The organism is Methylobacterium sp. WL69, from assembly GCF_008039485.1.
In the GTDB taxonomy this organism is placed as follows: Bacteria; Pseudomonadota; Alphaproteobacteria; order Rhizobiales; family Beijerinckiaceae; genus Methylobacterium.
On sequence record NZ_VRUZ01000016.1, the window covers coordinates 1 to 26,133 of the forward strand.

Sequence of the window (26,133 nt, forward strand, 5' to 3'; positions counted from 1 at the left end):
AGCGCCAGACCCTGATGGATCGCCGCTTGCGCCACCACGCGCAGGCCGCCTAACCTCTCACCCCAGATGGACCAGAGCCTCCGCTCCTGAACACCGCTGAATGTCCCAAATCATCTGACGACGGACAGGGGCGGATTCGATTAGATGTTTGATCCCAGGGTTTGATGGTGCATTCTTCACGTCGGAGTGGAGGAACGCGCTATGGGCCAGATTTTTCACGGCAGCGCCACGACGACTGAGGCGGCGTCGAGCGATCCAGCATAGTCAAGCGAGTCTGAGGGCGCTCTCGAAGCGCTATGGGATCAAGCAAAAGACGGTCGCCAAGTGGCAGCAGCGGACCTCGGTCGCCGACCAGCGCACGGGACCGAAGGATCCGCGTTCGACCGTGCTCACGACCGAAGAGGAGGCGATCATCGTTGCTTTCCGCCGGCACACCCTCCTGCCGCTCTACGACTGCCTCTACGCGCTCCAGGCCACCATCCCGCACCTGACCCGCTCGTCCCTGCACCGCTGCCTGCAGCGCCACGGGATCAGCCGGTTACTTGAGGTCGGCGGCGACAAGCCCAAGCGGTCGCGCTTCAAGGCTTATCCGATTGGCTTCTTCCACATCCACATCGCGGAGGTCCGCACCGGCGAAGGCAAGCTGTACCTCCGGGTGGCCATCGACAGGACATCTAAATACGCCTTCGCCCAGTTGCACGAACGCGCCGATCGGCCCGTGGCCTGCGGCTTCCTGGAAGCGCTCATCGAGGCTTGTCCCTACCGCCTGCACACCATCCTGACCGACAACGGCATCCCGTTCGCCGAGCCGCCCGAGAACCGTCGTGGCCCGACCGCCTTGTACCGCATCAACCGCTTCGATCAGATCTGCCGGGCGCACGACATCGAGCATCAGCTGACCAAGCCAAACCACCCGTGGACCAATGGCCAGGTCGAGCGCGTGAACCGGACCCTCAAGGAGGCAACCGTCAAGTGCGACCACGACGACCGCCACGACCAAATACGGGACCACCTCGCCGCCTTCCTCGATGCCTACAACTTTGCCCGGCGGCTCAAGACCCGACGCGGCCTCACGCCATACGTGGCGACCCGCCGGGCCTGGGCAGACGATCCAGACCGCTTCAGATACGATCCGACCCGTCTCACCTCGGGACTGAACAGCTAGGCCAACCGCTCCAGCACCCGCGCGCGGCCGATGAGGGGCAGGAGCCCGGCGAGATCCGGGCCGTGCTCCAAACCCGTCAGCGCGAGGCGCAGGGGCATGAACAGGGCCTTGCCCTTGGCGCCCGTGCGCGCCTTCACGGCGCCGGTCCAGGCCTTCCACGTCTCCCCGTCCCAGGGCTCGGCCGGCAGCAGTTCGACGGCCGTCGCGATGAAGCCTGCATCGGCGATCGCCGGCGCGACGGGGCCGGTGACGACGCGCCACCAATCCCCGGCCTCGGCGACCTTGGCGAGGTTGGCCCGGACGGTGAGCCAGAACGGCTCCATCACGGCCTCCGGCACGCCCAGCGCGCCCAGGCGCCCGCGGACCTCCTCCACCGGCATGGCGTGGATGAGCCGGGCGTTGAGGCCGTCGAGCTCGTGCGGATCGAACTTGGCCGGCGCCCGCGAGATGTGGGCGAGGTCGACGAGACCAGCGAGTTCGTCCAGGGACGGCACCGCCCGCACGGCCTCGGCCGAGCCCGTGAGGACGGCGAGCGAGCGCACGGCCGCCGGCTCGTAGCCGGCTTCGCGCAGGCCCCGGAGCGACAGGTGGCCGAGGCGCTTCGACAGCCCCTCCCCGTCCGCCGTGGTCAGGAGGTTGTGGTGGCCGAAGACCGGGACCGGATATCCCAGCGCCTCGAAGAGTTGCACCTGCACGCCGGTGTTGGTGACGTGGTCCTCGCCCCGGATCACGTGGGTGACGCCGAGATCGGCGTCGTCAACCACGGAGGGCAGGGTGTAGAGGTAGGAGCCGTCGGCCCGGATCAGCACGGGATCGGACAGGGAGGCGCACTCGACATGGGCCTCGCCGCGCACGAGGTCGGTCCACGAGACCGTGCGCGGCTCGAGCTTGAACCGCCAATGGGGGGTGCGCCCCTCGGCCTCCAGGGCGGCGCGGTCGGCCTCCGTCAGGCTGAGCGCCGCCCGGTCGTAGATGGGCGGCTGGCCGCGCCCGAGCTGGCGCCGGCGTCGGCGCTCGAGCTCGTCCTGGGTCTCGTAGCAGGGATAGAGCCGCCCGACGTCCTTGAGGCGTTGGGCCGCCGCGTCGTGGATCGCCGCCCGGTCGGACTGGCGGGCACGCAGGTCCGGCACGATGCCGAGCCAGGCGAGATCGGTCTCGACGGCCTCGGCGAATTCATCCGTCGAGCGCTCCCGGTCGGTGTCGTCGAGGCGCAGGAGGAAGCGCCCGCCGCGGGCCCGGGCGAACAGGAAGTTCAGGAGCGCCGGCCGGGCATTGCCGAGGTGGAGGTAGCCCGTGGGCGACGGCGCGAAGCGGACGAGGGGCGTGGCGTGATCGGTGGTCATGCGCCACCGTCTAGCAGGCGGCCGGAGCCGAGGAAAACTCCGCGCGCGCCAGCAGGGCGGTGAGCAGGGCCCGCAATTCCGCCGGCCGGGTCGGCTTGTGGACGAGGTCGGCCCCCATTGCCGCGACTTCGGCCGCGATCGCGGCCCCGTGGTCGGCGGTGGTGACGATGACGGGCACGGGCCGCCCGGTCGCTTGGCGAAAATGCTCGGCGACGGCGAGGCCGCAGGCGCCGCTGTCGAGGTGGTAGTCGAGGATGAGCAGGTCCGGCACCGGACCGGCCGCCCGCGCCCCGGCGAGATCGCGCACCACGACAACCTCGGCGTCCCAGGTGCGCAGGAGGCGGGCGAGGGCGTCGGCCGTGGCCGGATCGTTCTCGACGACGAGGATCTTGGCGCCGGTCAGGCGCGTGACGACCGGGCTGACACGGATTTCGGCGTCCGGCAGGGCCGGGCTGAGCGGGACCGTCAGGCTCACGCGGGTGCCGTGCCCGGGGCGAGAGGCGAGGGCCAGGGGATGGAAGAGGGCCGTCGCCATGCGCTGGACGATGGCGAGGCCGAGGCCGAGGCCCGGCTCGGAATCCATGGTCTCGGCCGCGCCGCGATAGAATTCCTCGAACACCAGGGCGCGCTCGGCCGGAATGATCCCGCAGCCGGTGTCGATCACCTCGATGCGGGCTGCGCCGCCCCGCATCCGCACGGCGATGAGCACCCCGCCGGAGGACGTGTAGCGCAGGGCGTTGGAGACGAGGTTCTGCACGATGCGCCCGAGCATCACCGGATCGCTCGCCACGACGCGGTCCGGGCCGCGCACGTGCAGGCGCAGGCCCTTGCCCGCGGCGCTGCGCTGGAAGCTCGCGGCGATGCCGGCGAGCAGATCGGACAGGCGCACGGGCCGGATCACGGGGCGCACCACGCCGGCATCGAGCTTGGAGATGTCGAGGAGGGTCTTGATCAGGTCCTCGATGGTCTGCAGCCCGCGCTCGATCTGGCCCGAGATCGCCCGCGCATCCGGGGTCAGGGGTATGTCGGCCAGCACCGAGGCCGAGAGGCGGGCGGCGTTGAGGGGCTGGAGCAGGTCGTGGCTGGCGGCGGCGAGGAAGCGGGTCTTCGAGCGGTTGGCGGTCTCCGCCTCTTCCTTGGCCGCGACGAGGGCCGCGTTGGAGCGCTCCAGGCTGTGCATCAGCCCGGTCAGTTCCTCCGTGCGCGAGCGGACGCGCCCCTCCAGCATGATCGCCGTCTGGAACAGCGAATAGGCGCTGCCCTGCTGGTCCAAGCTGCGCTCGACATGGGCCATGAGCGCGGCGTTGATGCGCTCGAGCTTGGCGATGCGGCGGGCGCCGTCGGAATCCGGGGCCGCGCTCATGGGGCGAAACTCATCGGGATGAACGCCGCCCGATGGCGATCCCCGTAAACGTCTGGTTGAGGTGCATGGCGCGGTACTGTTCGCCGTAGGTCTCGAAGCCGACGACGTCGTAGCGCCGGTAGAGGTCGCAGATGCCGTGGCGATTTTGCGCGTGCTCGGCGTCGAGGCGGCGCAGGATGCAGTCGAAGCCGATGACGAGGTCGATGCCGCCGAGCTGCGCGTCGAGGCGTTCGAGCTCGGCCCGGGTGGTGGCGACGATGTCGCGCGGCCGGGCGAGGGTGAGCACCACGCCCTCGTCGATGGCGCAGAAGAAGCTGAGCGAGCCGTCCTCCGGGTCGAGGCGGCGGATCGAGCGGCAGAAATACTCGCCGCCGATCCGCACCGCGAGCGGATAGGCGGCAAAGCTCATGGGCGTGAGCCCTTCGGGGTCGAGCCCCACCGCCATGGCGTATTCCCGCGCCGCCGGCTCGGCGTTGAGCTCGTAGACGATGCGGTGCTCGTCGTCGGAAGCCGTCACTACGAACTTCGTCGTCGTCGGCTCGAAATTGTCGCTCTTGAAGATCTGCGTCGGGTAGGCGGTCTCGACGAGGAGCAGCACCGCCGCCCGCCGGTGGATCGCGCCGCCGTGCAGGAGGGTCGCCTCGCGAAAGTCGAGGCCGTCGCCGGCCGAGCCGCCGACGAGGGGAATGCCGTCGAGGGCCCAGGCGATGGCCGAGACCACGGTCTCCTCGGCATTGGCCAGCCCGTCGATGAGCGAGAGGGCGAAGCGCCCGCCCGGGGGCGGCTCGCCGGCCTCCCCGCCGAGGGTGCGGCGCAGGGCGCGGACGGCGGCGGCGGTGCGGGCGACGTCGAGGTGGTCGATGGCGTCGAGCACCGCCGAGACGATGCGAAAGCCGGCCACCGGAAATGCGATGAGGACGAGGCCGCGGGCCAGGCCCCCGGCCGGGCTGATCCCGCCCGACATGGTGCAGCCGGCGACCGGCACCGCGGGAAAGTGCTCCGCCAGGGCGTGATTGAGGGTGTCGACGCAGTAGTCGGACGAGAAGAACACCACGATCTGCGACAGGTCGGCCGACCCGATGGCGGCGGCGAGGTCGGACACGGCCGCGCGGGCTTCGGACGCGTCCGTCCAGGCCGTCCGGATTCCGCACAGATGCGTGCGCACCTGCGTGCCGTGGCTCACGCTTCGCTCCCGTGGTGGGGAGGGACGTTTCGCCCCTCCGAGGCCGACTGTGTCAGTCCGCCATGACCGCGGCAAGCGCGCCTCAGGGGACGGTCTCGCGAACGGAGAGGCCGCCGCCCCGGCCGATGGCCCGCAGGTGCGGACGCTCGGGCACGAGGTCCCAGAGCCGGGCTTCGGCGTAGCGCAACAGCACCGTGCCGTCCGCGCCGGGCCCATGGAAGCAGTGCTCCAGGGCGAGGATCGCGGTCGGGCGCGGCGGATGGGGTCGCGCGGCGGTGTCGACGTCGAGGGTGACGGCGTCCTGGGCCCCTTGCGAGAACCCCTCGATGGATTCGACGAGGGCGGCGGTCTCGGCCCCGTCGAGGGTCAGGACGAGGCAGATCCGGGGGGCGTGGTCGGGGCAGGCCGTCACGGGGACGTCGCGCCGCAGGGTGAGGGCGAAGCGCGGCCCCCGTTGGGAGGGATAGTCCCAGCGGTGCGCGGCGCGCACGCCGGCGAGCGCCACCCACTGGTCGGGATCGGACGCGGACGGGGCGGCGATGCGGCCCTCGGGGCGCCCGTCCTGGCGGTAATGCAGCAGGGGGTTGATGCCGGCCCGGCCGACATCGGGGTAGCGGGCGAGGTACATCAGGGTGCTGAAGGCCGGGCTCGGATCGAGGCCGGCGGCGGCGCCCGCACGCAGGTAGTGCCGGATGGGGTCGAGGCGGGCCGGTCCGCTCTGGCGGCGGTAGAACGCCGTGTCGAAATCGGCGTTCGGATCGTAGGTGAGGCCGACGCCGCGGCGGACGTAGTGGAGGTACGGGTCGACGCCGGAGCGGGCGACATCCGGATAGGTCGCCCGGTAAAAATCCGCGTCGAACAGGCGGGGGACCCGGCCGATGGTGAGCCGGCGAATGGCCTTCGTGACGCTCGCGACGATGCGCTGGCGGGGGGTGGGCTTGGTGCTCATGCGAAGGTCGGGGCCTCGCACAGGCGCCGCAGGGTCTGCGCGTAGGCGGCGGGATCGCATTCCGCTCCGATCCGGGCGAGGCCCGCCCGCTGAACCGCCCTCCAGAGGGCCTCGTCCGTGTGGAGGTCCGCCAGGGCCCCGGCGAAGCCGGCGGGATCGCGCCAGTCGCGCACGAGGGAGCCGGTGCCGTCCGGCCAGCCGATCTGTTCGGCGAGGATCGGCGTGACCACCCCCGGCAGGCCCCGCGCCACGGTCTCGTGGACCTTGTGCGGGATGCCGGCGGCGAACCGCGTCGGGGCCAGCGAGACGCGGGCGGCGTCGAGGACGGGGCCGACATCCGCGACCCGGCCGAGGATGCGCACGCCCGCGCCGGCGAGGCGCTCGCGGATGGAGGGCGCCACGGCACCGACGACGGTGAGATGCGCCTCGGGCAGGCGCGTTCGAAGGAGGGTCCAGACCTCCGAAAAGAACCAGTCGAGGGAATCGATGTTGGGCTCGCCCTCGCGGGCGAGGGACCCGAGGAAGACGAAGCCGTCGCGGGCGGCGAAGCCCGGCGGGGTGTTGGGCGGGGACAGGGCATGGCCCAGCACCGTGGCGTTGGGGACGCCGTGGGCCCGCAGCACCCGCGCCTCGGCCTGCGAGACGCAGACCACGTGGTCGGCCACGGCGAAGTGGCGGACTTCGCGGGCGCACGACCGGGCTAGGGCGGGACCGTCGGCCGGGGCGCCGGACAGCGCGTCGGTGACGAAGGTGCGAAGCGCAAAGACCGCTTCCGAATCGAACACCACGCGGGAGCGCCCGACATCCCGGGGGGTGAGGCCGAGGTCGTGCAGCACCCGGCAGGTCCGATCGATGTTCGGCGGCCGGCTGACCCACAGCACGTCGTAATAGTCCGGCCGTTCCTGAACGAGGCGGCGCAGGCCGTCTTCGCCGCAGGGCTCGACGATCTCGATGCGGGTGGAGAGGTCGCGGTAGAGCCGGCCCGGTTCCTCGCGCTCGCCGTGGATGGAGCAGAGGGTCACGGCGTAGCCGAGGGCCGCCATGGCGTTGAGGATGTGATTAGCGCGCGGCAGGCCGGCGCCGAGGTCGAGGTGGGGCGCGCGATCCTCGACGTAGAGGATGCGCAGGGTCCAGGGATCGTGGTCGCGGGCGGCGAATCCGGTGCGCTGCGGTCCCTGCCCGAACAGCCAGGCGGCGTGGCGGTCGCGAAAGCGCGCGCGGTTGCGATCGAGGAGCTGCTCGACGTCGCCACGCCGGGCGCTGGTGACGTTCTCCACGTGGATCGCGATGGCGCGCGGCTGATAGACCACCCGGCGGCCCGCCTGATGGCAGCGCACGCACAGGTCCGTGTCCTCGAAATAGGCCGGCGCGAACAGGTCGTCGAACCCGCCGAGGGTCGTGAACAACCCGGCCTCGATCATCAGCACGGCGCCCGAGACGTAGCCGACCTCGCGGGCGAAGGAGGCTTCCGCCGCGAACGGATCGGCTCCGCCGCGGCCATACGGATGGGTGGTCTGGGCGTCGTCGTGGAAATTCGCGCCGGCTTCCTGGAGCAGGCCGCCGGGAAACACGAGGCGGGCACCGGCGATGCCGACGGCGTCGAACTCCCCGAAGGTATCGAGGAGGGCGCGCAGGGCGCCGGGCATCAGGTCGACATCGGGGTTGAGGAACAGGAGATGCCGTCCGCGGGCCAGGGCCGCCCCGGCGTTGCAGGCGGGGCCGAAGCCGATGTTGTCCTCGTTGAGCACGATGGTGGCGCCGTCGATGCGCCCGAACAGGGCGCGGGTCTCCGGATCGGAGGCGTTGTCGACGACGATGACCTCGAACGAGACGCCGGCCAGCTCCTGCCCGGCGGCGAGGCGGTAGAGGGTCCAGGCCAGCATGTGGCGCGCACCGCGCGCGACGAGGATGATGGAGACCTGCGGGTCCGCCTCGGCGCGGTACCGGATGCGGACATCGTTGAGGAACAGGGCGTTCCAGACGAGGGCCGCCTCGGCGAGCGCGGCCTTGCGGCCGGCGGGGGCGTCCACGGGTTCGAAGGGCGGCGTCATGCTCGGCGACCCGCGCCGGGCAGCGTGACGCGGCCGATGAGGTCGTCGTGCAGGACGAGGATCACGCTGTCATTTGCCGGCAAATCTGCACCTTCCACCGTGAGGGTCGCGGGGACGGGGGCGAGGTCCGTGCGGGTCCGGCCCACGAACGGCAGGGTCTGCGTGAGCCCCAGGGGCGCGACGGCGCCGAGGGTCAGTTCGCGGGCGTCGTCGGGCCCGATCAGGAAGGCCGCGCCCGGATGGCGGCCGACACCGAGGTGGCTCGGCAGGGCGAGGGCGACGGTGATGCGCTTGGGGCCGGCGCCGACGGGGCGCGCCTCGGCTTCCCAGTCGGGCCGCGCCGTGGCGATTGCCATTGCCAGGGTGGCGCGGAAGGCCGGCGGCAGCCGGTGACCGCGGACCCATTCGGGCGCGAGGGCCAGTTCGGCCCCGGCCAGGCCCTGCGCGATGCCGGTGGCGATGCCGGCAGATGGGCCGGCGCCGGCCCGCGCGAACCAGCGTCTGCGCTCAGGTGCGTAGGGGCCGGCGCCCGGCGGGGCGGCGCGCTCGGTGGCGACGAGGACGCCCCATTCGGACTCGACGCGCTCGGCCGTGCCGAGGCCGGTGACGCAGGTCAGGGTGCCGCCGGGCAACGCCTGCGTCAGGGTGTCGACGCGCGCAGCCTCCGGGGGGGCACTGTTCGGGTTCGGCTCCGCCCCGTCCCCCGGCCGGTGCAACAGCGCCAGGAAAGCGTCCTCCGCCGACCGGGTCACGGCATTGTAATCGGCAAAAAGTCCCGCACAGGCCTCGGTGAGATTCGCGAGGCCGGCCGGATCGTCGCGGAGGGCGAGGACCTGTGCCTTGACCTCGGCGACGGTCCCGCAGCGATGGGCCGGCACGCGCGGCGAGAACCCCTCGAAGCCGATGCCGGTGCCGATGACCGGCATGCCGAAGGACAGGGCCTCGGCGACCTTCATCTTGAGGCCGCTGCCCATGAGCATCGGGGCGACGACGAGATCGACGCGATCGTAGAAGTCCTCCAGCCGCTCGACATAGCCGGCAAACTCAATGCCCGGTCGCGGCGCTTTGCCGAGGCCGGTGCAGATCTCGCCCGCGATGACGAGGGTCGGGTGCCCCGGAGCCCAATCGGCGCTCCAGGCCTCGGCGAAGCGGCCGATGGAGAACAGATTCGGATCGTTGCCGTGGCCGATGAAGCCGATCCGGGCGAGGCGCCGGGGCGCGCGGAACGGCCGGCGCGCCGGGAAATGCGGCGGCAGGAGATGGACGCGGGCGCGGGTGGCTTTGGCGAAATGGGCCGCCTCCTCGGCCTGGATCGCCAGCACCAGGTCGGCCCGGTCGAGGCCCGCCGCCTCACCGGCCGCGTCGGTGTAGAAGAAATTCGGCTCGGCGCGGAACGGGCGGTACTGGGCCTGCCGGTCGGCGAAGCGGTCGTGGGTGTCGATGAGGGTGAGGATGCCGGGCGGCACCGCCTGGAGGCAGCGCGACAGGAACACGTAGTTGACGAGGACGGCTCGGGTCTCGGGGTGGGCCGCGCAGTACCACGCGACGAAATCCCCGACTTCGTCGGGGCACCAGTCGTCGAGGCCGAAATGGTGCGTGCGGGTCTTGAGGGGGATCGCCGCCTTCGGCTCGATGCGGAACGTGCGCTGGAAACCCTCGGCCATGGCCGCCGCATCGGTGGGCGGGTGCTGGCCGAAGCGGCGGTAGATCTGATCCTCATGGGCGAAATAGGCGAGATCGACGGCAAAGCCGCCCCGCGTCAGGGATTCGCACGTGGTCACGAGGCGGCGCCGGTTGCCGGCACTCGTCGGGAAGGCCGGCATCGGCGCGACGACGAGGATGGTCGGCCGGGTCATGATCGCACCTCGGCGGCGACGATCTCGCCGGGCCAGACCAGGAGGGCGGCCTCGGCCGGGCCTTCGGGGGGGCCGCCGGCCTCGGCCAGATCGAGGACGGCGCGGGGCTCGGCGCCGAAGCTCAGGCGGGCGCCCGCGACCCGGAGGCAGCGCCACCGGGCGCCCGCGCGCAGCACGAGATAGCCCGGAACGCGGCTGCCCGTCAGGATCGCACCGGTCCCGCCCGTCGGGGTGAGACCGGGCCTGGGACCGGGCGGGTTTTCACGGGATTCCGCGAGGGCGGACAAGGCGGCCCCGAGGAGCGGCAGCATTCCGGCGAGCGGCGCGACGGTCGCGGGCGTGAGGGCACCGAGCACGGCCGGGCACAGGGCCGCGCGCGCGGCCGGATCGAGGTCGGTGCCCGCCTGCACCGGCGGCACCGTCACGGCGACATCGTGAAAGTGCGTCTCGACGGTGAGGCTCTCGGGGGGCGCGTCCGCCGTGAACACGATCAGCGCCGCCGGATCCGCCCCGCTCGGGCCGAGGCCGCAGAACGCCCAGGTCAGGAGGTGTCCCCCGCGGAGGCGCAACGGAATCGGCAGGGCGGTGGACAGGGGATAGCGCACGATGAACAGCCCCTCGCCCACCGCGAAAAGCTGCCCGGCGACCCGCCGCTCGGGAGGCTCACTCATGCGGAACGGAGACGGCTACGCAACGCTGCGATCCCGTACCGCCCTCAGGCCGTCCGTCCGGCGGCGCCGAAGGCCGCCAGGATGCGGGCCCAGGAGCGGGTGCCCTTGTGGAAGCTCGTGAGGTCGTACTTCTCGTTGGGCGAATGGATGCGGTCGTCGTCGAGGCCGAAGCCGATGAGCAGGGTGTTGCGGTCGAGCAGGCGCTTGAAGTCGCCGACGATGGGAATCGAGCCGCCGGCCCCGATGGTCACGGCGGGCACGCCCCATTCCTCGGCCAGCGCCGCCCGGGCGAGGTCGAGCTCCGGCATGTCGTAGGGCAGGCTGATGGCGCGGCTGCCCTTGTAGCAGATCACCTCGACGGAGCAGTCGGCCGGGATTCTTTCGCGCACGAAGGCCTCGAAGGTCCGGGCCAAGACCTCCGGGTCCTGATCGTCGACGAGGCGGAACGAGACCTTGGCGCTGGCTTGCCCCGCGATCACCGTCTTGGTGCCCTCACCGGTATAGCCGCCGATGATGCCGTTGACGTCGCAGGCCGGACGCGACTGGACGAGTTCGATGAGCATGCGTCCGCGCTCGCCGGCGGGCTCGTTGAGGCCGATGGGACCGAGGAACGTCTCGGCGGTGAAGTCGAGGCCGCGCCACTGGTCGAGGATCTCCGGCGGCGTCTCGCGCACGCCGTCGTAGAAGCCCGGCAGGGCCACCCTGCCGTCGGCATCGTGCAGGTCGGCGATGATCTTGGCGAGGACGTGGATCGGGTTGCGCGCCGCCCCCCCGAAGAACCCCGAATGCAGGTCGCGGTCGGCACACCGCACCTTCACTTCGAAATACGCGAGGCCGCGCAGGGACGTGGTGATGGCCGGTGTCGTCGGATTCCACATGCTGGTGTCGCACACGAGCACGATGTCGGCGGCCAGTTTCTCGCGGTTGGCCGCGACCCATTCGGGCAGGCCCTGCGAGCCGTTCTCCTCCGCGCCCTCGATGAGGATGGTGACGCCGCAGGGCAGTTCGCCCTCCATGGCCTTGAAGGCGCGGCAGGCCTCGATGAAGGTCATCACCTGACCCTTGTCGTCGGAGGCGCCGCGCCCGACGATCTGCTGCTCGCCCTTGGCGTTCAGGGCCATGCGCGGCTCGAAGGGCGGGGTCTCCCACAGGGCCAGGGGGTCCACGGGCTGCACGTCGTAATGACCGTAGAACAGCACGTGCGGCGTGCCGGGCTTCGGCGCGTGGGCGAGCACCACCGGGTGCAGGGAGGTCTCGTGGATACCGGTCTCGAAGCCGAGCGCCGTCAGGGTGCCTTCGAGCCACTGCGCCGCCGCACGGCAATGGCCGGCATAGGCCGGATCGGTGGAGACGGACGGAATGCGCAGGAACGCGAACAGGCGCTCCAGGGCGTTGTCGAGATCGCGGTCGATGTCGTTGAGAACGGGAGCGAGCGCAGTCATCGAGCGTCCTTCGTCTGGAATCGACACCGGGTTAGCCGAGGCGCCCGGAGGGTGCAAACCCGCGCGCGGGGGCGGCCAGGGAACAGGGGCAATCTGGAACGGTTATCGATTGGACCGGCCACGGATGGATGATTTTTCCCAGCCTGCCGTCCCGACGAGATTCCCGAAGCCCGGCGCCCCCAGCGGCGGCCGCTCCTGTCACGGATACGCACCATGCTCATCGAAAGCGGCTCGCCCGGCCCGGCGAACACCATCGCCATCAGCCTGACGATCAACGGGCAGGCCCGCACCCTCGACGTCGCCCCCTGGACCACCCTCCTCGATCTCCTGCGCGAGGACCTCGATCTCACCGGCACCAAGAAGGGCTGCGACCACGGCCAGTGCGGCGCCTGCACGGTGCTGGTGGACGGGGTCCGCATCAATTCCTGCCTCGCCCTCGCCGTGATGAAGGACGGGGCCAGCATCACCACCGTCGAGGGCCTGGCCGAGGGCGCCGGCCTCCACCCGCTCCAGGCGGCCTTCGTCGAGCACGACGCATTCCAGTGCGGCTACTGCACGCCCGGCCAGCTCTGCTCGGCCGTGGGCATGATGACGGAGGGCCACGCCCAGTCCCGCGAAGAGATCCGCGAGGCCATGAGCGGCAACATCTGCCGCTGCGGCGCCTACACCAACATCGTCGATGCGATTCAAGACGTGATGCAGTCGGGAGCCGCGAAATGAACCGCTTCGATTACGTCCGGCCTCAGACCGTCGCCGACGCCGTGAAGGCCGTGGCCGGCGGCAACGCCCGCTTCATCGCCGGCGGCACCAACCTCGTCGACCTGATGAAGTACAACGTCGAGCAGCCCGACCGGCTCGTCGACATCACCCGCCTGCCGCTGAACGCCATCGAGGCCCGCGACGGCGGCCTCAGCATCGGCGCCCTCGTGACCAATTCCACCGTGGCGTACGATGCGCAGGTGGTGGAGCGCTATCCGCTGCTCGCCAGCGCGATCCTCGCCGGCGCCTCCGGCCAGCTGCGCAACGCGGCCACCACCGGCGGCAACCTCAACCAGCGCACCCGGTGCTACTATTTCTACGACGAGGCCACCCCTTGTAACAAACGCCTGCCCGGCTCCGGCTGCCCGGCCATCGGCGGCGTCAACCGCATCCACGCCATCTTCGGCACGAGCCCGAGCTGCATCGCCACCCACCCCTCCGACATGTGCGTCGGGCTGGCGGCCCTCGACGCCGTGGTCCGCGTCGCGGGCCCCGAGGGTGAGCGCACGATCCCCTTCGCCGAGTACCATCGCCTGCCGGGCGACACGCCTGAGCGCGACACCAATCTGAAGCCCGACGAGATCGTCCTCTCCGTCGATCTGCCCGACGAGGAGTTCGGGCCGCACCACACCTACCTCAAGCTGCGCGACCGGCTGTCCTACGCCTTCGCCCTGGTCTCCGTCGCCGCCGTCATGAGGCTCGAGGGCGACACCATCGCGTCCGCTCGCTTTGCCCTTGGCGGCGTCGCCCACAAGCCGTGGCGCGACGGGGACGCGGAAGCCTTCCTCGCCGGCAAGCCGGCGACGCAGGAGACCTTCGCGGCCGCCGCCAACATCGTCGTGGCCGCGGCCCGGCCCCAATCCGAGAACGCGTTCAAGGTCGAGCTCACGCGACGCGCCATCGTGCGCGGCCTGTCCCAGGCCGCCGCCGGCACGCCCCAGTCGCAGTCCGACAAGCGCATCGCCTAGAGGAACACCCATGGCCAACTCCATCAATTCCTCCGGCACGGACACCTATGTCGGCACCGCCCGCAGCCGCGTCGACGGCCCGGCCAAGGTCACCGGTCAGGCGAAGTATGCCGGCGAGTTCTCCGCCCCCGACCTCGCCCACGGCTACGTCGTGTCGAGCGGCATCGCCCGCGGTCGCATCACCGCCATCGACACGTCGGCCGCAGAGGCGGTGCCCGGGGTGATCAAGGTCCTCACTCACGAGAACCGCCCGCGCACGGCGTGGCTCGACTACAATTACCAGGACGCCGTGGCGCCCCCCGGTTCGCCGTTCCGGGCCCTGTACGACGACAAGATCCACTACAGCGGCCAGCCCGTCGCCCTCGTGGTGGCGGAGGATTTCGGCACGGCGCGCCACGCCGCGTCCCTGGTCAAGGTCGCCTACGCGGCCGAGGCGCCGACCACGGACCTGTCCGCCCAGCGGGAGCTGGCCTACGAGCCGCCAAAGAAGCGCTCGGGCATCAAGCCGCCGCCGGCCCCGTGGGGCGATGCGGCCACCGCCTATGACGATGCGCCCATCAAGGTCTCGCAGGATTATCGCCTGGCCGTGGAGCACCACAACCCGATGGAGCCCCACGCCTCCACGGTGGTGTGGGAGGGAGACGGCAAGATCACCGTCTATGACAAGATCCAGGGGGTCGCGAACACCCACGGTTACATCGCCGGCGTGTTCGGGATGAAGAAGGACGATGTCCGGGTCCTCAACCCGTATCTCGGCGGCGGCTTCGGGTCGGGTCTGCGCCCGCAATACCAGCTGTTCCTGGCGGTGCTGGCCGCCCGGGCCCTGGAGCGCTCCGTGCGCGTGGTCCTGACCCGCGACCAGATGTTCTCCTTCGGCTACCGCCCGGACGTGCTCCAGACCGTATCCCTCGGCGCGGACGCGTCGGGCGGACTCCAGTCGATCCGCCACGACGCCATCTCGGGCACCTCGAACTTCGAGGACTACCAGGAGGTCGTCGTCAACTGGTCGGGCGTCCTCTACGATTGCGACAACGTCGCCCTCACCTACAAGCTCGCCCAGCTCGACACCTACACGCCGTCCGACATGCGCGCCCCCGGCGCCGTGACGGGGGTGATGGCGCTGGAAATCGCCATGGACGAGCTCGCCCATGAGACGGGGCAGGACCCCATCGCCCTGCGCCTCAGGAACTACAGCGAGTCGGACCGCACGGAGGGCAAGCCGTTCAGCTCGAAGTCCCTGCGCGCCTGTTTCGAGGAGGGCGCGACACGCTTCGGCTGGTCGACCCGCAATCCGGAGCCCCGCTCCATGCGCGACGGGCGCGAACTCGTCGGCTGGGGCATGGCGACGGGCATCTGGGAATCGATGATGCAGCAGTCGGGTGCCCAGGCGACTCTCACCGCCGACGGCAAGCTCGTGGTCGGCAATTCCACCGGGGACATCGGCACCGGCACCTACACCATCCTGACCCAGATCGCCGCCGACACCCTCGGCCTGCGCATGGAGGACGTGACGACGAAGCTCGGCGACACCAATCTCGCCGAGGCGCCCCTGGCCGGCGGCTCGTGGACGGCGGCGTCGTCCGGCACGGCGGTGATGCGGGCCTGCCAGGATCTGGCCGGACAGCTCTTCGCTCTCGCGCGCGGTCTCGACGATTCGCCCCTCGCCAACGTCGATTTCGAGCGTGCGGTGTTCAAGGAGGGTCGCATCGCGGTGGCCGGCGACGAGGCGCGCGGCATCGCCATCACCGACGTGCTGCGCGCCACCGGCACCGACAAGCTGGAAGCTACCGGCTCGGCCGGTCCGGATGCCGCCCACCAGAAGGCGTTCGCGCCCTACACCCACTCGGCGGTGTTCGTGGAAGTGAAGATCGACGAGGATCTCGGCGTGGTGCGGGTGACCCGGGTGGTCTCGGCCATCGCGGCCGGCAAGATCATCAACCTCAAGACCGCGCGCAGCCAGATCCTCGGCGGCGTGGTCATGGGGATCGGCTCGGCCCTCGAGGAAGAGTCGATGCTCGACCACACGCTCGGCCGGTTCATGAACCACAATCTCGGCGAGTATCACGTGCCGGTGAACGCCGACATCCACGACATCGACGCGATCTTCGTCGACGAGGAGGACAAGGCCAACCCCATGGGGGTGAAGGGCCTGGGCGAGATCGGCATCGTTGGCACGGCGGCGGCGGTGGCCAACGCGGTGTTCCACGCCACCGGCAAGCGCATCCGCGAACTGCCCATCACCATCGACAAGATCCTGGGCTGATCGGCGCGACGCAGCAAGACGCCACGGCACCGATGCATCGGCCGACATGATGCGGAGCGCATGCATTCGAGTGCGGGATCAGAGTCTAAAGTGCGGCGCAATATTTCATATTGCGCCGCACCATAAGACATCCATATACCATCTCCCTAGATGGTAGTGGAGTTGGCCGTGCTCGGTTTATCGGACAGAACGCGCCCCGTGGTGCGGAGCGCGGACAGCGAGAAGATCACGATCAATCTCGGTTACGTCGATCTCGGACACATCGATCTTCTCGTGTCGGAGAGCGTCTACGCCAACCGGTCCGACTTCATCCGCACCGCCGTGCGCAACCAGATCGAGCGGCACGCCGAGGTGACGCGCCAGTCCGTGGCGCGCAAGCGCGTCGAACTGGGCTTGCGCCGCTACGACCGCGCCGATCTCGAAGCCCACCGCGAGGCTGGCACCACCCTCGACATCCGCGTCCTGGGAATGGCCAGCATCGCCGCCGACGTCTCGCCCGAACTGGCGCGCGCGGCCATCGCGTCCGTCGAGGTCATGGGCAGCCTGCAGGCGAGCCCGGCCGTGAAGGCAGCCTTGGCCGATCGCCTGCGCTGACCTCCCCCTGTTCCCGATCTGCGCCCCGGACCGCTCGTCCGTCCCCCGCGTCGCATCGAGCCTGAAAGCGATTGTTTCGATGAGCGATCAACACAACCGGATGCAGGACCGCATGGCGGACATGATGGAGGCGACCCGTCTGACCGCCAGCGGACGCCTGGGCGACGCTTCGGCGCTGGTCCAGCGCAGCTTGAGCGAGGGCACGACCGAGCCGCATGGCGGCGTCGCCCACACCGCGGACGCCGGGTTGACCGACCGCCTGCGCAAGGTGGTGGAAACGGTGACGCAGGGCCTCGGACGCAGCGTCGCCCCGGTCCTGCACGGGCTGGGCGTGCAGGGGCTGGGCGGGGGCGTGCAGGAGCCGGGTCAGCGCGGGCTGGACGTGCTCGGCCGCCAGGTGGCGGAGCCCGAGCCCGTCCGGGACGCGGACCGGTTCGTCGAGCGCTCCTTCACCGGCGAGCACGGGACCCGCGACTACAAGCTGTTCGTGCCGGGCTCACGGGCGCGCAACCGTCCCCTCGTGGTGATGCTCCACGGCTGCAGCCAGTCGCCCGACGATTTCGCCGCCGGCACCGGGATGAACGCCCTGGCCGAGGCGCACGGCTTCACCGTCGCCTATCCGGGCCAGTCCAGCCGGGCCAACGGCCAGCGCTGCTGGAACTGGTTCCAGCCGGGCGAGCAGGACCGCGAGGCCGGCGAGACCGGCATCATCGCCGGCCTGACCCGGGCGGTGATCGCCGAGTACGGGATCGACCCGCGCCAGGTCTTCATCGCCGGCCTGTCGGCGGGCGGAGCGGCGGCGGCCAACGTGGCCCATGCCTATCCCGAACTGTTCGCGGCGGTCGGCATCCATTCGGGGCTGGCGGCGGGTTGCGCCCGAGACGTCTCGGCGGCCCTGACGGTGATGCGCCTCGGTCCCGTGGCCGAGGCGGATTGCATCGTCCCCGTGACTCCGATGCCGACCATCGTCTTCCACGGCGAGAGCGACGGCACGGTCAATCCGCGCAACGGCGCCCAGGCCCTGGCCCAGGCGGGCATCGGCGGCCTGACACCCGAGACCACGGAGGCCGTCAGCGCCGGTGGCCTGCCCTACCTCCGCACCCGCTACGCCGACACGAAGGGCCACGTCTCCGTCGAGAGCTGGATGGTCCGGGGCCTCGGCCACGCTTGGTCCGGCGGCACGCCGGCCGGCAGCTACACCGACCCGCGCGGGCCGGACGCGTCGCGCGCCATGCTGAACTTCTTCCTGGCGAACCCGCTCAAGACCTGAGCGCCGCGACATTGTCGATGAGACGGGTGCGGCCGAGATAGGCCGCCGCCAGGACCCGCACGGGCCGGTCGGCGCGCGTGACCGGCGCCAGGGTCTCGGCATCGCGAATTTCGAGGTACTGCACCGGCGCGAAGCCGGCGGCATCCAGGGCGGCATGCCCCTTCGCCACGAGCGGCCCCGCCTCGGCCCCCGCCGACAGGCCCTCGGCAATGCCGGTCAGGACCCTGTGCAGCCGGGGGGCCACGGCCCGCTCCTGCGCGCTGAGATAACGGTTGCGCGAGGACAGGGCGAGGCCGTCGGTCTCCCGCAGGGTCGGCACGCCCCGGATCGCCACGGGCAGGTCGAGGTCGCGCACGGCGCGGCGGATCACCAGGAGCTGCTGGTAGTCCTTCTCGCCGAACAGGGCGATGTCGGGCTGGGCCTGGTTCAGCAGCTTCGTCACCACGGTGGCGACACCGGAGAAATGCCCCGGCCGGAACTGGCCGCACAGGCCCTCCGTGAGCCCGTCGACCACGATGCGGGTGGAGAAATCCGGCGGGTACATGGTGGCGATGTCGGGCAGGTAGGCGGCGTCCGCCCCGGCCTCCGCCAGCAGGGCGAGGTCCGTCTCGGTGTCCCTGGGATAGCGTGAAAAATCCTCGGTGGGGCCGAACTGCGTCGGGTTGACGAAGATGCTCGCCACCACGCGGCGCCCGAGTTCGCGCGCCCGCGCCACGAGGGCGAGGTGCCCGGCATGCAGGGCACCCATGGTCGGCACCAGCACCACGGACTCGCCGGCCCCGCGCCACGCCGCCACCCGCGCCCGCAAGGGGGCCACGGCATCGAACCGAAGGATGGCTTGATCGGACACGGGAGGCTCCGTCTGGGTCGCGCGCAGTCTTCAGGTCGCGCGCAGTTTCAGGTCGCGCGCATGGGCGCAGACCTAATCGCCCCGCCGCGCCGGCGCCAGTCGTCAGGGACAGTAGGGCAGCAGGGGCCGGCCGTAGGGATCGTCGACGCCGAGGGGCGGCGTGAACCCGTAATAGCTGGGCTTGCCGAGACCGTAGCCGGAGCCGACGTAGCTCGGATCGCCCGGCGCATCGGTGGGGATCGGAACCCGGCGCGGGATGCAGCCGGCCACGCGACGGCGCGGCACCGGTGAGCGGCGCACCACGGAATCGTCGCCCTCGGCCCGGGGGAAGTAGCGCGGCAGGGGTTCGGCATAGGTCGCGGGACCGTCGGAGCGCCGCCCCGTCTCGGTGAAATCCGCCGCCCGGACCGGCCAGCCGAGCGGAAGCGCCAGGGCGACCAGCCCCGCCGACAGCCGCTGCCCCCTCGTCGTCGACCGCATCGCTCCGCTCCCCGCGGGCCAGACTTGGCAGAGGGACGTAAACCGGCGGTTAACCACGACGGACGTCAGGACCGCCCGTCGAGGTCGGCGAGGCGGCCATGGTTCGCGCGCCGCCGGGCCGGAGCCGGGACCGGACGGGCGAGGCGCCGGGCGAGATCCGGCAGGTCGAGGGCGGTGGCGGGGCCGCGCCCGTAGACGGCGCCGTCGAGGGCCCCGAGGCCGGCGGCGATCGCCGGGTCCGCACGCCAGGCCCGCGCGAGGTCCGGCGTCCCCTGGAGGGCGGGCGTGAGGCGGGTCCGAAAGGCGGCCGCGTCGCCGGCGGCCGCGGCCTGCGCCAGGGCGCGGCGGGTGGCACGGTCGAGGCGCGGCCGCGGCCGCGTCGGCGCTCCGAACCCGATGAGCGCCAGGCCGAAACCGAACGCGGCCAAAGCCGCCGCCATCACCACGAGGGGCGAGGCCGGCGTGACCGGCTTGGCGTCCTCCTCCCGGTCGGGCAGGCCGCCGCCGATCTGGCGGGCCGGAATTTCGGCCTCGCGCAGGGTCCGCGACACGGTGTCGAACCACGGGATGACGATGGCGTCCAAGGGGATCACCTCCGCGATGGCCGGCCGGACGTCCCATTGGTAGGTCGCCCGGGCGATGGGGCCCGTGGGGGTGATGATGGTCTCGCGGGTCACCGGCCCGGCGAAGGTGAGGATGCCGCGCGTGCGCATGACCGGCCGGGGCGGCAGGCCTTCGGCGACCATGCCGTGCGCCTCCAGGGTGACGATGCGCCGGGTGCTCTCGCCGATCTTCACCGTCTCCGGGTCCGGGCTCCACGAATCCGTGATGGTGACCTCGCGGGCCGGCAGCCACCACGGCTCCTTGGCGTCGGGGCCGCCGACGGGCTTCGTCCAGTTCGCCACGGAGAGCTGCACCGGGGGCGAGGGTACGTCGACCACTTTCCGGATGCCGCCGTCGTTGACGGTGAGGCGGTGGAGGAACGGATCGAGGGTGAAGTCGCCCGGATGGTGCGGGAAGATCGCCACCACCCGGTCGAACGCGATGGCGACCTGCCCGTCCGGCAGACGCGTCTTCGACCAGGTGTCGCGGCCGAGCTGGGTCCAGCTGAAATTCGCGAGCGACGGCTGGATCACTTCCTCCAGCAGGATCGGCTGGCGGTAGACCCCGCGGATGCGCAGCAGCACCATTTCGCGCGAGAACGGGTCGGCGTTGCCGTTGCGCTCCGGGGTCACCGTGAGGGTGAGGTCGCCGGGGCCGATCTCGGCGCGGGCAAGCCCAGGAAGGATCAGGAACACGGCGGCCAACAGCGAAGCGGCCAGTGAGCGAACCCTCCCCCCCCTGCGGGGGAGGGTGCCTGCGGAGCAGGCGGGAGAGGGGGCAACCTCTCCAGACAGCGGGCTCCCCTCTCCCGACCCGCTGACGCGGGCCACCCTCTCCCGCAGAGGGGAGAGGGGATGCGCGCTGAAGACCAGCCAGAACCAGTGACCGCTCACCATGGGTTGCTCCCCCCCGGCACGGCCGTGCCGGCCTCCACGCGCACGGCCTGCTCGGCCTTGAGGCGCAGCTTGAGATAACGGCCGGGATCGTCCGGCAGGGTCTGGAGCCAGAGGCGGTCGGGCCGGATCTCGTGGGCCTCGAAGCTCTTCGTCACCCGCCGCACCTCCCGCTCGGGGGCGGCGGCGACCATGGCCGAGCCGGCGCCCGTGCGCCCGCGCCCGGCGGCGTCGCTGGCCGAACCGCGCGCCTCGCCCTTGCCGGACTCCACCGAGACCTGCTCGGCCTTGCCCCGCCGTGCCACCTTGCTGTTGCCCGGCGTCGAGGAGGTGGTGCCGCCCTCCTTGTTGCCGGCTAGTCCCTCGCCGCTCGACGTCGCCTGGGTGTCGTCGTTGGGGTCCTGGTTCGAGGTCTTGTTGTAGCGCGCGCCCGTGGTCGCGGTCGCATTGGCGACGCCGCCGCCCTTGCCGGGATCGCCGGCCCCCTCGTCGACGAGGCGGGCGATGAGGGAGCGGTTGGCCTGGGCGTCGGCGTCGCGCGGATTGTAGGTGAGGGCCGCGTCGTAGGCGTCCAGCGCCCCCTGCAGGTCGCCGGCCCTGGCGAGGGCGTTGCCGAGGTTGTAGGCCCCGCGCCGCCCGGCAGCGCGGAACAGGGCGGCGGCCTCGTCGTAGCGCCCGGCCTGGTAGAGGGCCGGGCCGCGCCAGGCCGGATCGTCGAGGATGGCGGCGGCGGCCCCGGGCAGGCCGAGGCCCAGGAGCGTCCGTCCGAGACCCGTGCGCGGCTGCGACACCAGGGCGAGGCCGAGGATGCCGGCGGCCGCGAGGCCGAGGCCGGCAAGGCGGGCCCAGGTGGTCCAGCGGCGCGGGAAGGCGAGCGGCAGCGCGAGGGGCATCAGGCGCTCCGGCGGAACAGGGCCAGCGCCGGCAGGAGCGCCAGCAGGATCAGCCAGCGCCCGAGATCGGCGAAGGCCAGGACGGTGTAGCCGCCGGCGGCGAGGTGCTGGGCCGTGCTCGCCCCGACGATGTCGAGGACGGGTCCCGGCGCGTCGAGGTCGGCGAGACGCCCGCCGCCCGTGGCGACGAGGCGCTCCAGCGCCGCGCGGTCGGGCTTCGGCGAGCCGGCCGGCAGGCTCGGGCCGGCGGGCACGAAGACCCCGCTCAGGGCCCAGCCCTTGGCCCGGATCGCCGCGGCCTCGCGGGTGGCGGCGTCCCCGATGCCGTCGCCGTCCGTCACCAGCACCACGTCGCCGGCGATGACCCCGGCCTCCGACAGGGTCCGGCGCGCCAGGGCGAGGCCACGTTCGGGGTGGGTGCCCCGGTCGGGCACCGTGTCGCCATCCAGGGCGAACAGGGTGGAGGCCAGCGCGTCGCGGTCGGTGGTGGGCGGGATCGCCAGGTAGGCGTCCCCGGCATAGACCACCACGGCGACGCTGCGGGTGCCGGCCGCCTGGGCGATGCCCTCGGCGATCTGGCGCACGTCCTTGAGGCGCCCGCCCTCGGCGACGGAGCGCGAGAGATCGACCACCACCACGGTGGCGTCGAGGTTGCGGAAGGTGGTGGCGTCGGGCCGCTCCACGGCGGGTCCCGTGAGGGCCACGGCGATGAGGCCGGCGGCGAGCGCCGCGGCGAGGTTGGCCTGCCGGCGTCCGCCGAGCACGGCGCCGCGCTTGGTCAGAAGCGCCATGAGGCCGGGATCGACGGCTTTGGCCCAATCGCCGAGGGGCGCCGAGCGCCAGGCGGCCCGGAGCGCCAGGGCCACGACGAGGGGGATCGCCGCGAGCCACCAGGGCCGCAGCACCGCGAGGGTGTCGAGGAGGCTCACGCGACCCGCCTCGCCGCCAGGAGGCCGGCCGCGCACAGGAACGCGACGGTGGCGGGCCACGGCCAAAGGTCCTTTCGCAGGGGCAGGGGCGGCGCCTTGGCGCGCCCGCCCTCGATGGCATCGATGGCGTCCGCCATGGCGACAAGGTCCTCGGTGGTCTTCACCCGGAACATCCGGCCGCCGGTGAGCTCGGCGATCTCCCGCAGGGTCTCGGTGTCGACCACATCCTGCTCGCCCTCGGCGTTGGAGAGGTCGCGGGGGCCGAGCGCGATGGTGTGGACCCGGACCCCGAGTTCCTTGGCGAGGCCCGCGACATCGCGCGGCGTGGTCTGGCCGGCATTGTTGGCCCCGTCCGTCATCAGGATCACCACCTTGGCGGTCACGGGCGGGGCGGCCTCGCCGGTCTCGGCCGAGGGGGCCGGCGTGAGGCGCTTCAGGGCGAGGCCGAGGCCGTCGCCGATGCCGGTGGAGCGGCCGACGAGCCCGATGGTCGCCTCGTCCAGCGCCCGGGCGACGGTGGCGGTGTCGAAGCTCGGGCTCGCGGCGACGTAGGATTCGTTGGCGAAGATCACGAGGCCGATGCGGTCGCCGGCCCGGCGGCGGATGAAGTCGGTGCCGACGCGTTTGACCGCCGCCAGCCGGTTCACGGTCTGGCCGTCGAGGGCGAAGTCGCGCCGCTCCATGCTGCCCGACAGGTCCATCACCAGCATGATCTCGCGGCCCGAGGCCGGCAGCGCCGTGGCGGGGAGGACGAGGCGGGGACCGGCCAGGGCCGCCACCAGGGCCGCCCACAGGGTCCAGACCAGCACGGCGCGGCCCCGGCCTCGGGCGGCGACGCTGTCGCCCCGGGCCGCAGCGGCGACGAGGGAGGCGGGCACGCGCAGGGCACCGCTCGATCCGACCCGCTCAGCCGGCATCAGGCGGGCGGCCAGCAGCGGCAGGGGCAGGAGCAGCAGGGCGTAGGGGCTCGCGAGGTCGAAGGCCGAGGCGAGCGCGGTGAGCCAGTTCGGCATGTCAGGCCCCGATCCGCTGCATCAGTCGGCCGAGTTCCGCATCGATGAGGCCGGGTTCGGGCGGGTCGCGGCGGTAGAGCCCGTCGGCGAAGGTCCGGCCGGCGCCCTTGGTAAAGAAGTCCGTGGCGAACAGGCCGTCGAGGGTGGCGGCCCACGCGTCCCCCTGCGTCGAGGCCGCGGCGTCGCCCCGCAGGGTGCGGGCGAGGCGGCGCAGAAGGCGCGCCTGCGCGACCCGGCGCGGCCCCGGCGGCAGGGCGTTTGCGGCGGCGAGTTCGCGCGCGGCGACCCGGCGCACGGTGCCCCGCTGCCGCGCCCTGAGATACCGGACGAGGCCGACGAGCAAGGCCGCCGTGAAGCCGAGGGCGAGGGCGAGCACCACCGGCCCCTGCGCCGCGCCGGCGGCCTCGGCGGGCAGGTGCAGGCCGCGCAGCTGGTCGAGGCCGGCGGGGATGTCGGCGGGGGCGTTTGCGGGATTCATGGGCACCGTCCGTCGGCGCGGATTTCAAAGCACCGCATCGAGCCGTTCCATGAGGGGGGCATAGGCCTCCGGCCCCGCCTCGACGTCGAGGCGCAGGCCCTCGATGCCGCGCCGCGCATACTCCACCAGGCGGGCGTCGGCGTCGCCCGGCGGGCGGTCGGCGCGGCTCGCCTGCACGGTGCCGCGCCGGCCGTCCTGGGTGGCGAAGGGGTAGAAGCCCGGCGGGCGGGTGCGTTCGAAGGCGTCGCTCACCAGCACGAGGCGGATCGACAGGCGCTCGGCCATCACCGTGAGAAGGTGATCGAAATCCTCCCCCGGATTGTCGAGGGCGGTGCCGAGGACGAGGTGACCGCCCGACGGCAGCAGGCTCCGGGCCAGGGTGAGGGCGCGCGACAGGGGCGGGTCCTGGGTGGAGGCCTCCGCCAGGGCCCGGGCATGCGCCATGGCCAAGGCCCCGGTGACGGCGGTCATGGCCCGCTCGCCCGCAGCCGGGCGCACCACCACGGGTTCGCCGGCCCCGATCGCCACGAGGCCGACCCGGCCGCCATCGCCGGCCACCCGCCAGCCGAGGAGCACCAGGGCCTCGGCGGCGGCCACCGAGCGGAGCGCCCGGCGGGTGCCGAACAGCATGGACGGCCGGAAATCCACGAGCAGCACCACGGCGCGGTCGCGCTCGTCGTGGTGGGTGCGCACGTGCAGGATACCCGTGCGGGCGGTGGCGTTGCGGTCGATGTGGCGGCGGTCGTCGCCCTCGGACCACAGGCGCACGTCGTCGGGCTCGGAGCCGCGCCCGCGCCGCCGGGTGACGATGCCGCCCGGCAGCCCCGCGAGGGTGCGGGTGGCCGGGGACGTGCCACGCCGGGCGAGGTGGCGCAGGCCCATGAGGGCCTCGCCCGAGAGGTGGATGCCGGGCGCCTGCGTCGGATCGGGAACGGACGGGGAGGCCATGGCGGCGGTCAGAGCGCCCGCACCCTCTGGACGAGGTCGCGGATGATGCCGCGCGCGGTCTTGCCCTCGGCGGCGGCCCGCCAGGTGAGGCCGATGCGGTGGGCCAGGGCGTCGGCGGCGAGCGCGGCGATATCCTCGGGGATGACGTGATCGCGCCCGCGAAGGTACGCCCGCGCCTTGCCGGCGAGCATCAGAGCGAGGGTTCCGCGCGGCGAGGCCGGATGCTCGATGGCGGCGCGGAGATCGGGTGCGGCCGAATCGGTGCGGGTGCCGGCCACCAGGCGCACGAGGTAGTCCTTGAGGGCCGGCGCGACATGGACGCCGAGCGCCGCCTCCCGCGCGGCCCGGATCTCGGCCACCGAGAGCTTCACCGGCATCGCCTCGGCGTGGTGGTTCAGCTCGCCCTCGACGAGGTCGAGGATGCGGCGCTCGGCGGCCTCGTCGGGCATCTCCACCACCACGTGGAGCAGGAAGCGATCGAGCTGGGCCTCCGGCAGGGGGAAGGTGCCGGCGTGCTCGATGGGGTTCTGGGTCGCCACCACCATGAACGGATCGGGCAGGCCGTGGGTGTGGCCCGAGACGGTGATCTGCCCCTCCGCCATGGCCTCCAGCAGGGCCGACTGGACCTTGGGCGGGGCGCGGTTGACCTCGTCGACGAGGACGAGGGAGTGGAACAGGGGGCCGGGCAGGAACTCGAAGTCGCCGGCATCCTGGCGCCAGACGGTGGTGCCGGTGAGATCGGCGGGCATGAGGTCGGGCGTGCACTGGATGCGGGCGAAGCTGCCGTCGAGGCCGTCCGACAGGCGCTTGACGGCGCGGGTCTTGGCCAGGCCCGGGGCCCCCTCGATGAGGAGGTGGCCGCCCGTGAGCAGGCCGATGAGCAGGCGCTCCACCATGGCGTCGGCGCCGATGAGCCCGTGCAGCAGGCCGTCGCGCAGGGCCAGGACCCGCGCGTGCAGGGCGGGATCGACGGGGGACGCGGCCGGACGCTCGGCGAGCACGGCGCCGCTCATGCGCGCGGCTCGGCGCTGGCGAAAACGGCCTTCGTAGCAAGGACGGTGATCCGTACCATGCGCGTCTCCTCGACGTTTTTTGGGTGCGGATTCTTAAGCGATCCACATGCTTCGGGTGTGCCGATGCGGGCGACCAGCGTCAATCCCACGCGGGCG

22 protein-coding genes and 1 pseudogene are annotated in these 26,133 nt (G+C 72.1%); 6 read left to right on the top strand and 17 right to left on the bottom strand.

Going from position 1 to position 26,133, the window contains the following annotated elements; genetic code table 11:
• Nucleotides 1-201 precede the first annotated feature (201 nt).
• Nucleotides 202-1,165, top strand: a pseudogene (locus tag FV218_RS07095) (IS481 family transposase).
• Here FV218_RS07095 and gltX read toward each other — a convergent pair.
• The 8 genes from gltX to FV218_RS07135 form a co-directional block, all read right to left on the bottom strand.
• Complete coding sequence (gene gltX, locus FV218_RS07100) at nucleotides 1,162-2,508, bottom strand: glutamate--tRNA ligase (RefSeq protein WP_147709214.1); 1,347 nt, start codon at nucleotides 2,506-2,508, stop codon at nucleotides 1,162-1,164. The pseudogene FV218_RS07095 and the gene gltX sit on opposite strands and share 4 nt — an antisense overlap.
• Nucleotides 2,509-2,518: 10 nt before the next feature.
• Complete coding sequence (locus FV218_RS07105; protein WP_147709215.1) at nucleotides 2,519-3,871, bottom strand: hybrid sensor histidine kinase/response regulator; 1,353 nt, start codon at nucleotides 3,869-3,871, stop codon at nucleotides 2,519-2,521.
• 10 nt (nucleotides 3,872-3,881) lie between these two features.
• Nucleotides 3,882-5,054: an FIST N-terminal domain-containing protein gene (locus tag FV218_RS07110; RefSeq protein ID WP_147709216.1), complete on the bottom strand. Its 1,173-nt coding sequence runs from the start codon at nucleotides 5,052-5,054 to the stop codon at nucleotides 3,882-3,884.
• Between the two features lie 82 nt (nucleotides 5,055-5,136).
• Nucleotides 5,137-6,003, bottom strand: coding sequence for a hypothetical protein (locus FV218_RS07115; RefSeq protein WP_147709217.1), 867 nt, complete (start codon nucleotides 6,001-6,003; stop codon nucleotides 5,137-5,139).
• Complete coding sequence (locus FV218_RS07120) at nucleotides 6,000-8,054, bottom strand: glycosyltransferase (RefSeq protein WP_147709218.1); 2,055 nt, start codon at nucleotides 8,052-8,054, stop codon at nucleotides 6,000-6,002. Before FV218_RS07120 ends, FV218_RS07115 begins: the two co-directional genes overlap by 4 nt.
• Nucleotides 8,051-9,910 carry a glycosyltransferase gene (locus tag FV218_RS07125; RefSeq protein ID WP_147709219.1) on the bottom strand — a complete coding sequence of 620 codons (1,860 nt, stop codon included), beginning with the start codon at nucleotides 9,908-9,910 and terminating at the stop codon, nucleotides 8,051-8,053. The genes FV218_RS07120 and FV218_RS07125 overlap by 4 nt, the downstream gene beginning before the upstream one ends.
• Nucleotides 9,907-10,581: a hypothetical protein gene (locus FV218_RS07130; RefSeq protein ID WP_147709220.1), complete on the bottom strand. Its 675-nt coding sequence runs from the start codon at nucleotides 10,579-10,581 to the stop codon at nucleotides 9,907-9,909. Before FV218_RS07130 ends, FV218_RS07125 begins: the two co-directional genes overlap by 4 nt.
• A gap of 44 nt (nucleotides 10,582-10,625) precedes the next feature.
• Nucleotides 10,626-12,023, bottom strand: a complete 1,398-nt coding sequence (locus tag FV218_RS07135) for a M20/M25/M40 family metallo-hydrolase (protein ID WP_056090149.1) — start codon at nucleotides 12,021-12,023, stop codon at nucleotides 10,626-10,628.
• Between the two features lie 213 nt (nucleotides 12,024-12,236).
• Between FV218_RS07135 and FV218_RS07140 the strand changes: the two genes are divergently transcribed.
• The 5 genes from FV218_RS07140 (at nucleotide 12,237) to FV218_RS07160 (ending at nucleotide 17,877) form a co-directional block, all read left to right on the top strand.
• The gene (locus FV218_RS07140) at nucleotides 12,237-12,743 is read left to right on the top strand and encodes a (2Fe-2S)-binding protein (protein ID WP_056090146.1); all 507 of its coding nucleotides are present in this window, start codon (nucleotides 12,237-12,239) and stop codon (nucleotides 12,741-12,743) included.
• Nucleotides 12,740-13,750 carry a xanthine dehydrogenase family protein subunit M gene (locus FV218_RS07145; RefSeq protein ID WP_147709221.1) on the top strand — a complete coding sequence of 337 codons (1,011 nt, stop codon included), beginning with the start codon at nucleotides 12,740-12,742 and terminating at the stop codon, nucleotides 13,748-13,750. The genes FV218_RS07140 and FV218_RS07145 overlap by 4 nt, the downstream gene beginning before the upstream one ends.
• Nucleotides 13,751-13,760: 10 nt before the next feature.
• Nucleotides 13,761-16,013, top strand: a complete 2,253-nt coding sequence (locus tag FV218_RS07150) for a xanthine dehydrogenase family protein molybdopterin-binding subunit (protein WP_147709222.1) — start codon at nucleotides 13,761-13,763, stop codon at nucleotides 16,011-16,013.
• 150 nt (nucleotides 16,014-16,163) lie between these two features.
• Nucleotides 16,164-16,607, top strand: a complete 444-nt coding sequence (locus tag FV218_RS07155; RefSeq protein ID WP_147709223.1) for a CopG family transcriptional regulator — start codon at nucleotides 16,164-16,166, stop codon at nucleotides 16,605-16,607.
• 79 nt (nucleotides 16,608-16,686) lie between these two features.
• A complete protein-coding gene (locus FV218_RS07160) occupies nucleotides 16,687-17,877 on the top strand; it encodes a PHB depolymerase family esterase (protein WP_147709224.1) in 1,191 nt (396 codons plus the stop codon).
• On the opposite strand, the gene panC is transcribed toward FV218_RS07160, so the two are convergent.
• The 9 genes from panC to FV218_RS07210 form a co-directional block, all read right to left on the bottom strand.
• Nucleotides 17,867-18,727, bottom strand: coding sequence for a pantoate--beta-alanine ligase (gene panC, locus FV218_RS07165; protein ID WP_147709225.1), 861 nt, complete (start codon nucleotides 18,725-18,727; stop codon nucleotides 17,867-17,869). The genes FV218_RS07160 and panC overlap by 11 nt on opposite strands.
• 102 nt (nucleotides 18,728-18,829) lie before the next feature.
• On the bottom strand, nucleotides 18,830-19,207 hold the full coding sequence (locus FV218_RS07170; protein ID WP_147709226.1) for a hypothetical protein: 378 nt from the start codon (nucleotides 19,205-19,207) through the stop codon (nucleotides 18,830-18,832).
• 65 nt (nucleotides 19,208-19,272) lie between these two features.
• Complete coding sequence (locus tag FV218_RS07175; protein WP_147709249.1) at nucleotides 19,273-20,517, bottom strand: BatD family protein; 1,245 nt, start codon at nucleotides 20,515-20,517, stop codon at nucleotides 19,273-19,275.
• Between the two features lie 182 nt (nucleotides 20,518-20,699).
• Nucleotides 20,700-21,596: a tetratricopeptide repeat protein gene (locus FV218_RS07185; RefSeq protein ID WP_147709227.1), complete on the bottom strand. Its 897-nt coding sequence runs from the start codon at nucleotides 21,594-21,596 to the stop codon at nucleotides 20,700-20,702.
• Nucleotides 21,596-22,525, bottom strand: a complete 930-nt coding sequence (locus tag FV218_RS07190) for a vWA domain-containing protein (RefSeq protein WP_147709228.1) — start codon at nucleotides 22,523-22,525, stop codon at nucleotides 21,596-21,598. Before FV218_RS07190 ends, FV218_RS07185 begins: the two co-directional genes overlap by 1 nt.
• A complete protein-coding gene (locus tag FV218_RS07195) occupies nucleotides 22,522-23,538 on the bottom strand; it encodes a VWA domain-containing protein (RefSeq protein WP_056090124.1) in 1,017 nt (338 codons plus the stop codon). Before FV218_RS07195 ends, FV218_RS07190 begins: the two co-directional genes overlap by 4 nt.
• A 1-nt stretch (nucleotide 23,539) precedes the next feature.
• Nucleotides 23,540-24,016, bottom strand: coding sequence for a DUF4381 family protein (locus FV218_RS07200; protein WP_056090121.1), 477 nt, complete (start codon nucleotides 24,014-24,016; stop codon nucleotides 23,540-23,542).
• A 24-nt stretch (nucleotides 24,017-24,040) separates the two neighbouring features.
• Nucleotides 24,041-24,964, bottom strand: coding sequence for a DUF58 domain-containing protein (locus tag FV218_RS07205; RefSeq protein ID WP_147709229.1), 924 nt, complete (start codon nucleotides 24,962-24,964; stop codon nucleotides 24,041-24,043).
• A gap of 8 nt (nucleotides 24,965-24,972) precedes the next feature.
• A complete protein-coding gene (locus FV218_RS07210) occupies nucleotides 24,973-25,977 on the bottom strand; it encodes an AAA family ATPase (protein ID WP_056090116.1) in 1,005 nt (334 codons plus the stop codon).
• Nucleotides 25,978-26,133 lie beyond the last annotated feature (156 nt).

Bases quoted from the DNA above. Each gene is read 5' to 3' on its own strand.
- FV218_RS07160 (WP_147709224.1), top strand. From the start codon at position 16,687: ATGAGCGATCAACACAACCGGATGCAGGACCGCATGGCGGACATGATG.
- FV218_RS07130 (WP_147709220.1), bottom strand. From the start codon at position 10,581: ATGAGTGAGCCTCCCGAGCGGCGGGTCGCCGGGCAGCTTTTCGCGGTG.
- FV218_RS07115 (WP_147709217.1), bottom strand. From the start codon at position 6,003: ATGAGCACCAAGCCCACCCCCCGCCAGCGCATCGTCGCGAGCGTCACG.
- FV218_RS07135 (WP_056090149.1), bottom strand. From the start codon at position 12,023: ATGACTGCGCTCGCTCCCGTTCTCAACGACATCGACCGCGATCTCGAC.
- FV218_RS07105 (WP_147709215.1), bottom strand. From the start codon at position 3,871: ATGAGCGCGGCCCCGGATTCCGACGGCGCCCGCCGCATCGCCAAGCTC.
- FV218_RS07210 (WP_056090116.1), bottom strand. From the start codon at position 25,977: ATGAGCGGCGCCGTGCTCGCCGAGCGTCCGGCCGCGTCCCCCGTCGAT.
- FV218_RS07195 (WP_056090124.1), bottom strand. From the start codon at position 23,538: ATGCCGAACTGGCTCACCGCGCTCGCCTCGGCCTTCGACCTCGCGAGC.
- FV218_RS07120 (WP_147709218.1), bottom strand. From the start codon at position 8,054: ATGACGCCGCCCTTCGAACCCGTGGACGCCCCCGCCGGCCGCAAGGCC.
- FV218_RS07170 (WP_147709226.1), bottom strand. From the start codon at position 19,207: ATGCGGTCGACGACGAGGGGGCAGCGGCTGTCGGCGGGGCTGGTCGCC.
- FV218_RS07150 (WP_147709222.1), top strand. From the start codon at position 13,761: ATGGCCAACTCCATCAATTCCTCCGGCACGGACACCTATGTCGGCACC.
- FV218_RS07155 (WP_147709223.1), top strand. From the start codon at position 16,164: ATGGTAGTGGAGTTGGCCGTGCTCGGTTTATCGGACAGAACGCGCCCC.
- FV218_RS07205 (WP_147709229.1), bottom strand. From the start codon at position 24,964: ATGGCCTCCCCGTCCGTTCCCGATCCGACGCAGGCGCCCGGCATCCAC.
- FV218_RS07145 (WP_147709221.1), top strand. From the start codon at position 12,740: ATGAACCGCTTCGATTACGTCCGGCCTCAGACCGTCGCCGACGCCGTG.
- FV218_RS07140 (WP_056090146.1), top strand. From the start codon at position 12,237: ATGCTCATCGAAAGCGGCTCGCCCGGCCCGGCGAACACCATCGCCATC.
- FV218_RS07200 (WP_056090121.1), bottom strand. From the start codon at position 24,016: ATGAATCCCGCAAACGCCCCCGCCGACATCCCCGCCGGCCTCGACCAG.
- FV218_RS07125 (WP_147709219.1), bottom strand. From the start codon at position 9,910: ATGACCCGGCCGACCATCCTCGTCGTCGCGCCGATGCCGGCCTTCCCG.
- gltX (WP_147709214.1), bottom strand. From the start codon at position 2,508: ATGACCACCGATCACGCCACGCCCCTCGTCCGCTTCGCGCCGTCGCCC.
- FV218_RS07185 (WP_147709227.1), bottom strand. From the start codon at position 21,596: ATGCCCCTCGCGCTGCCGCTCGCCTTCCCGCGCCGCTGGACCACCTGG.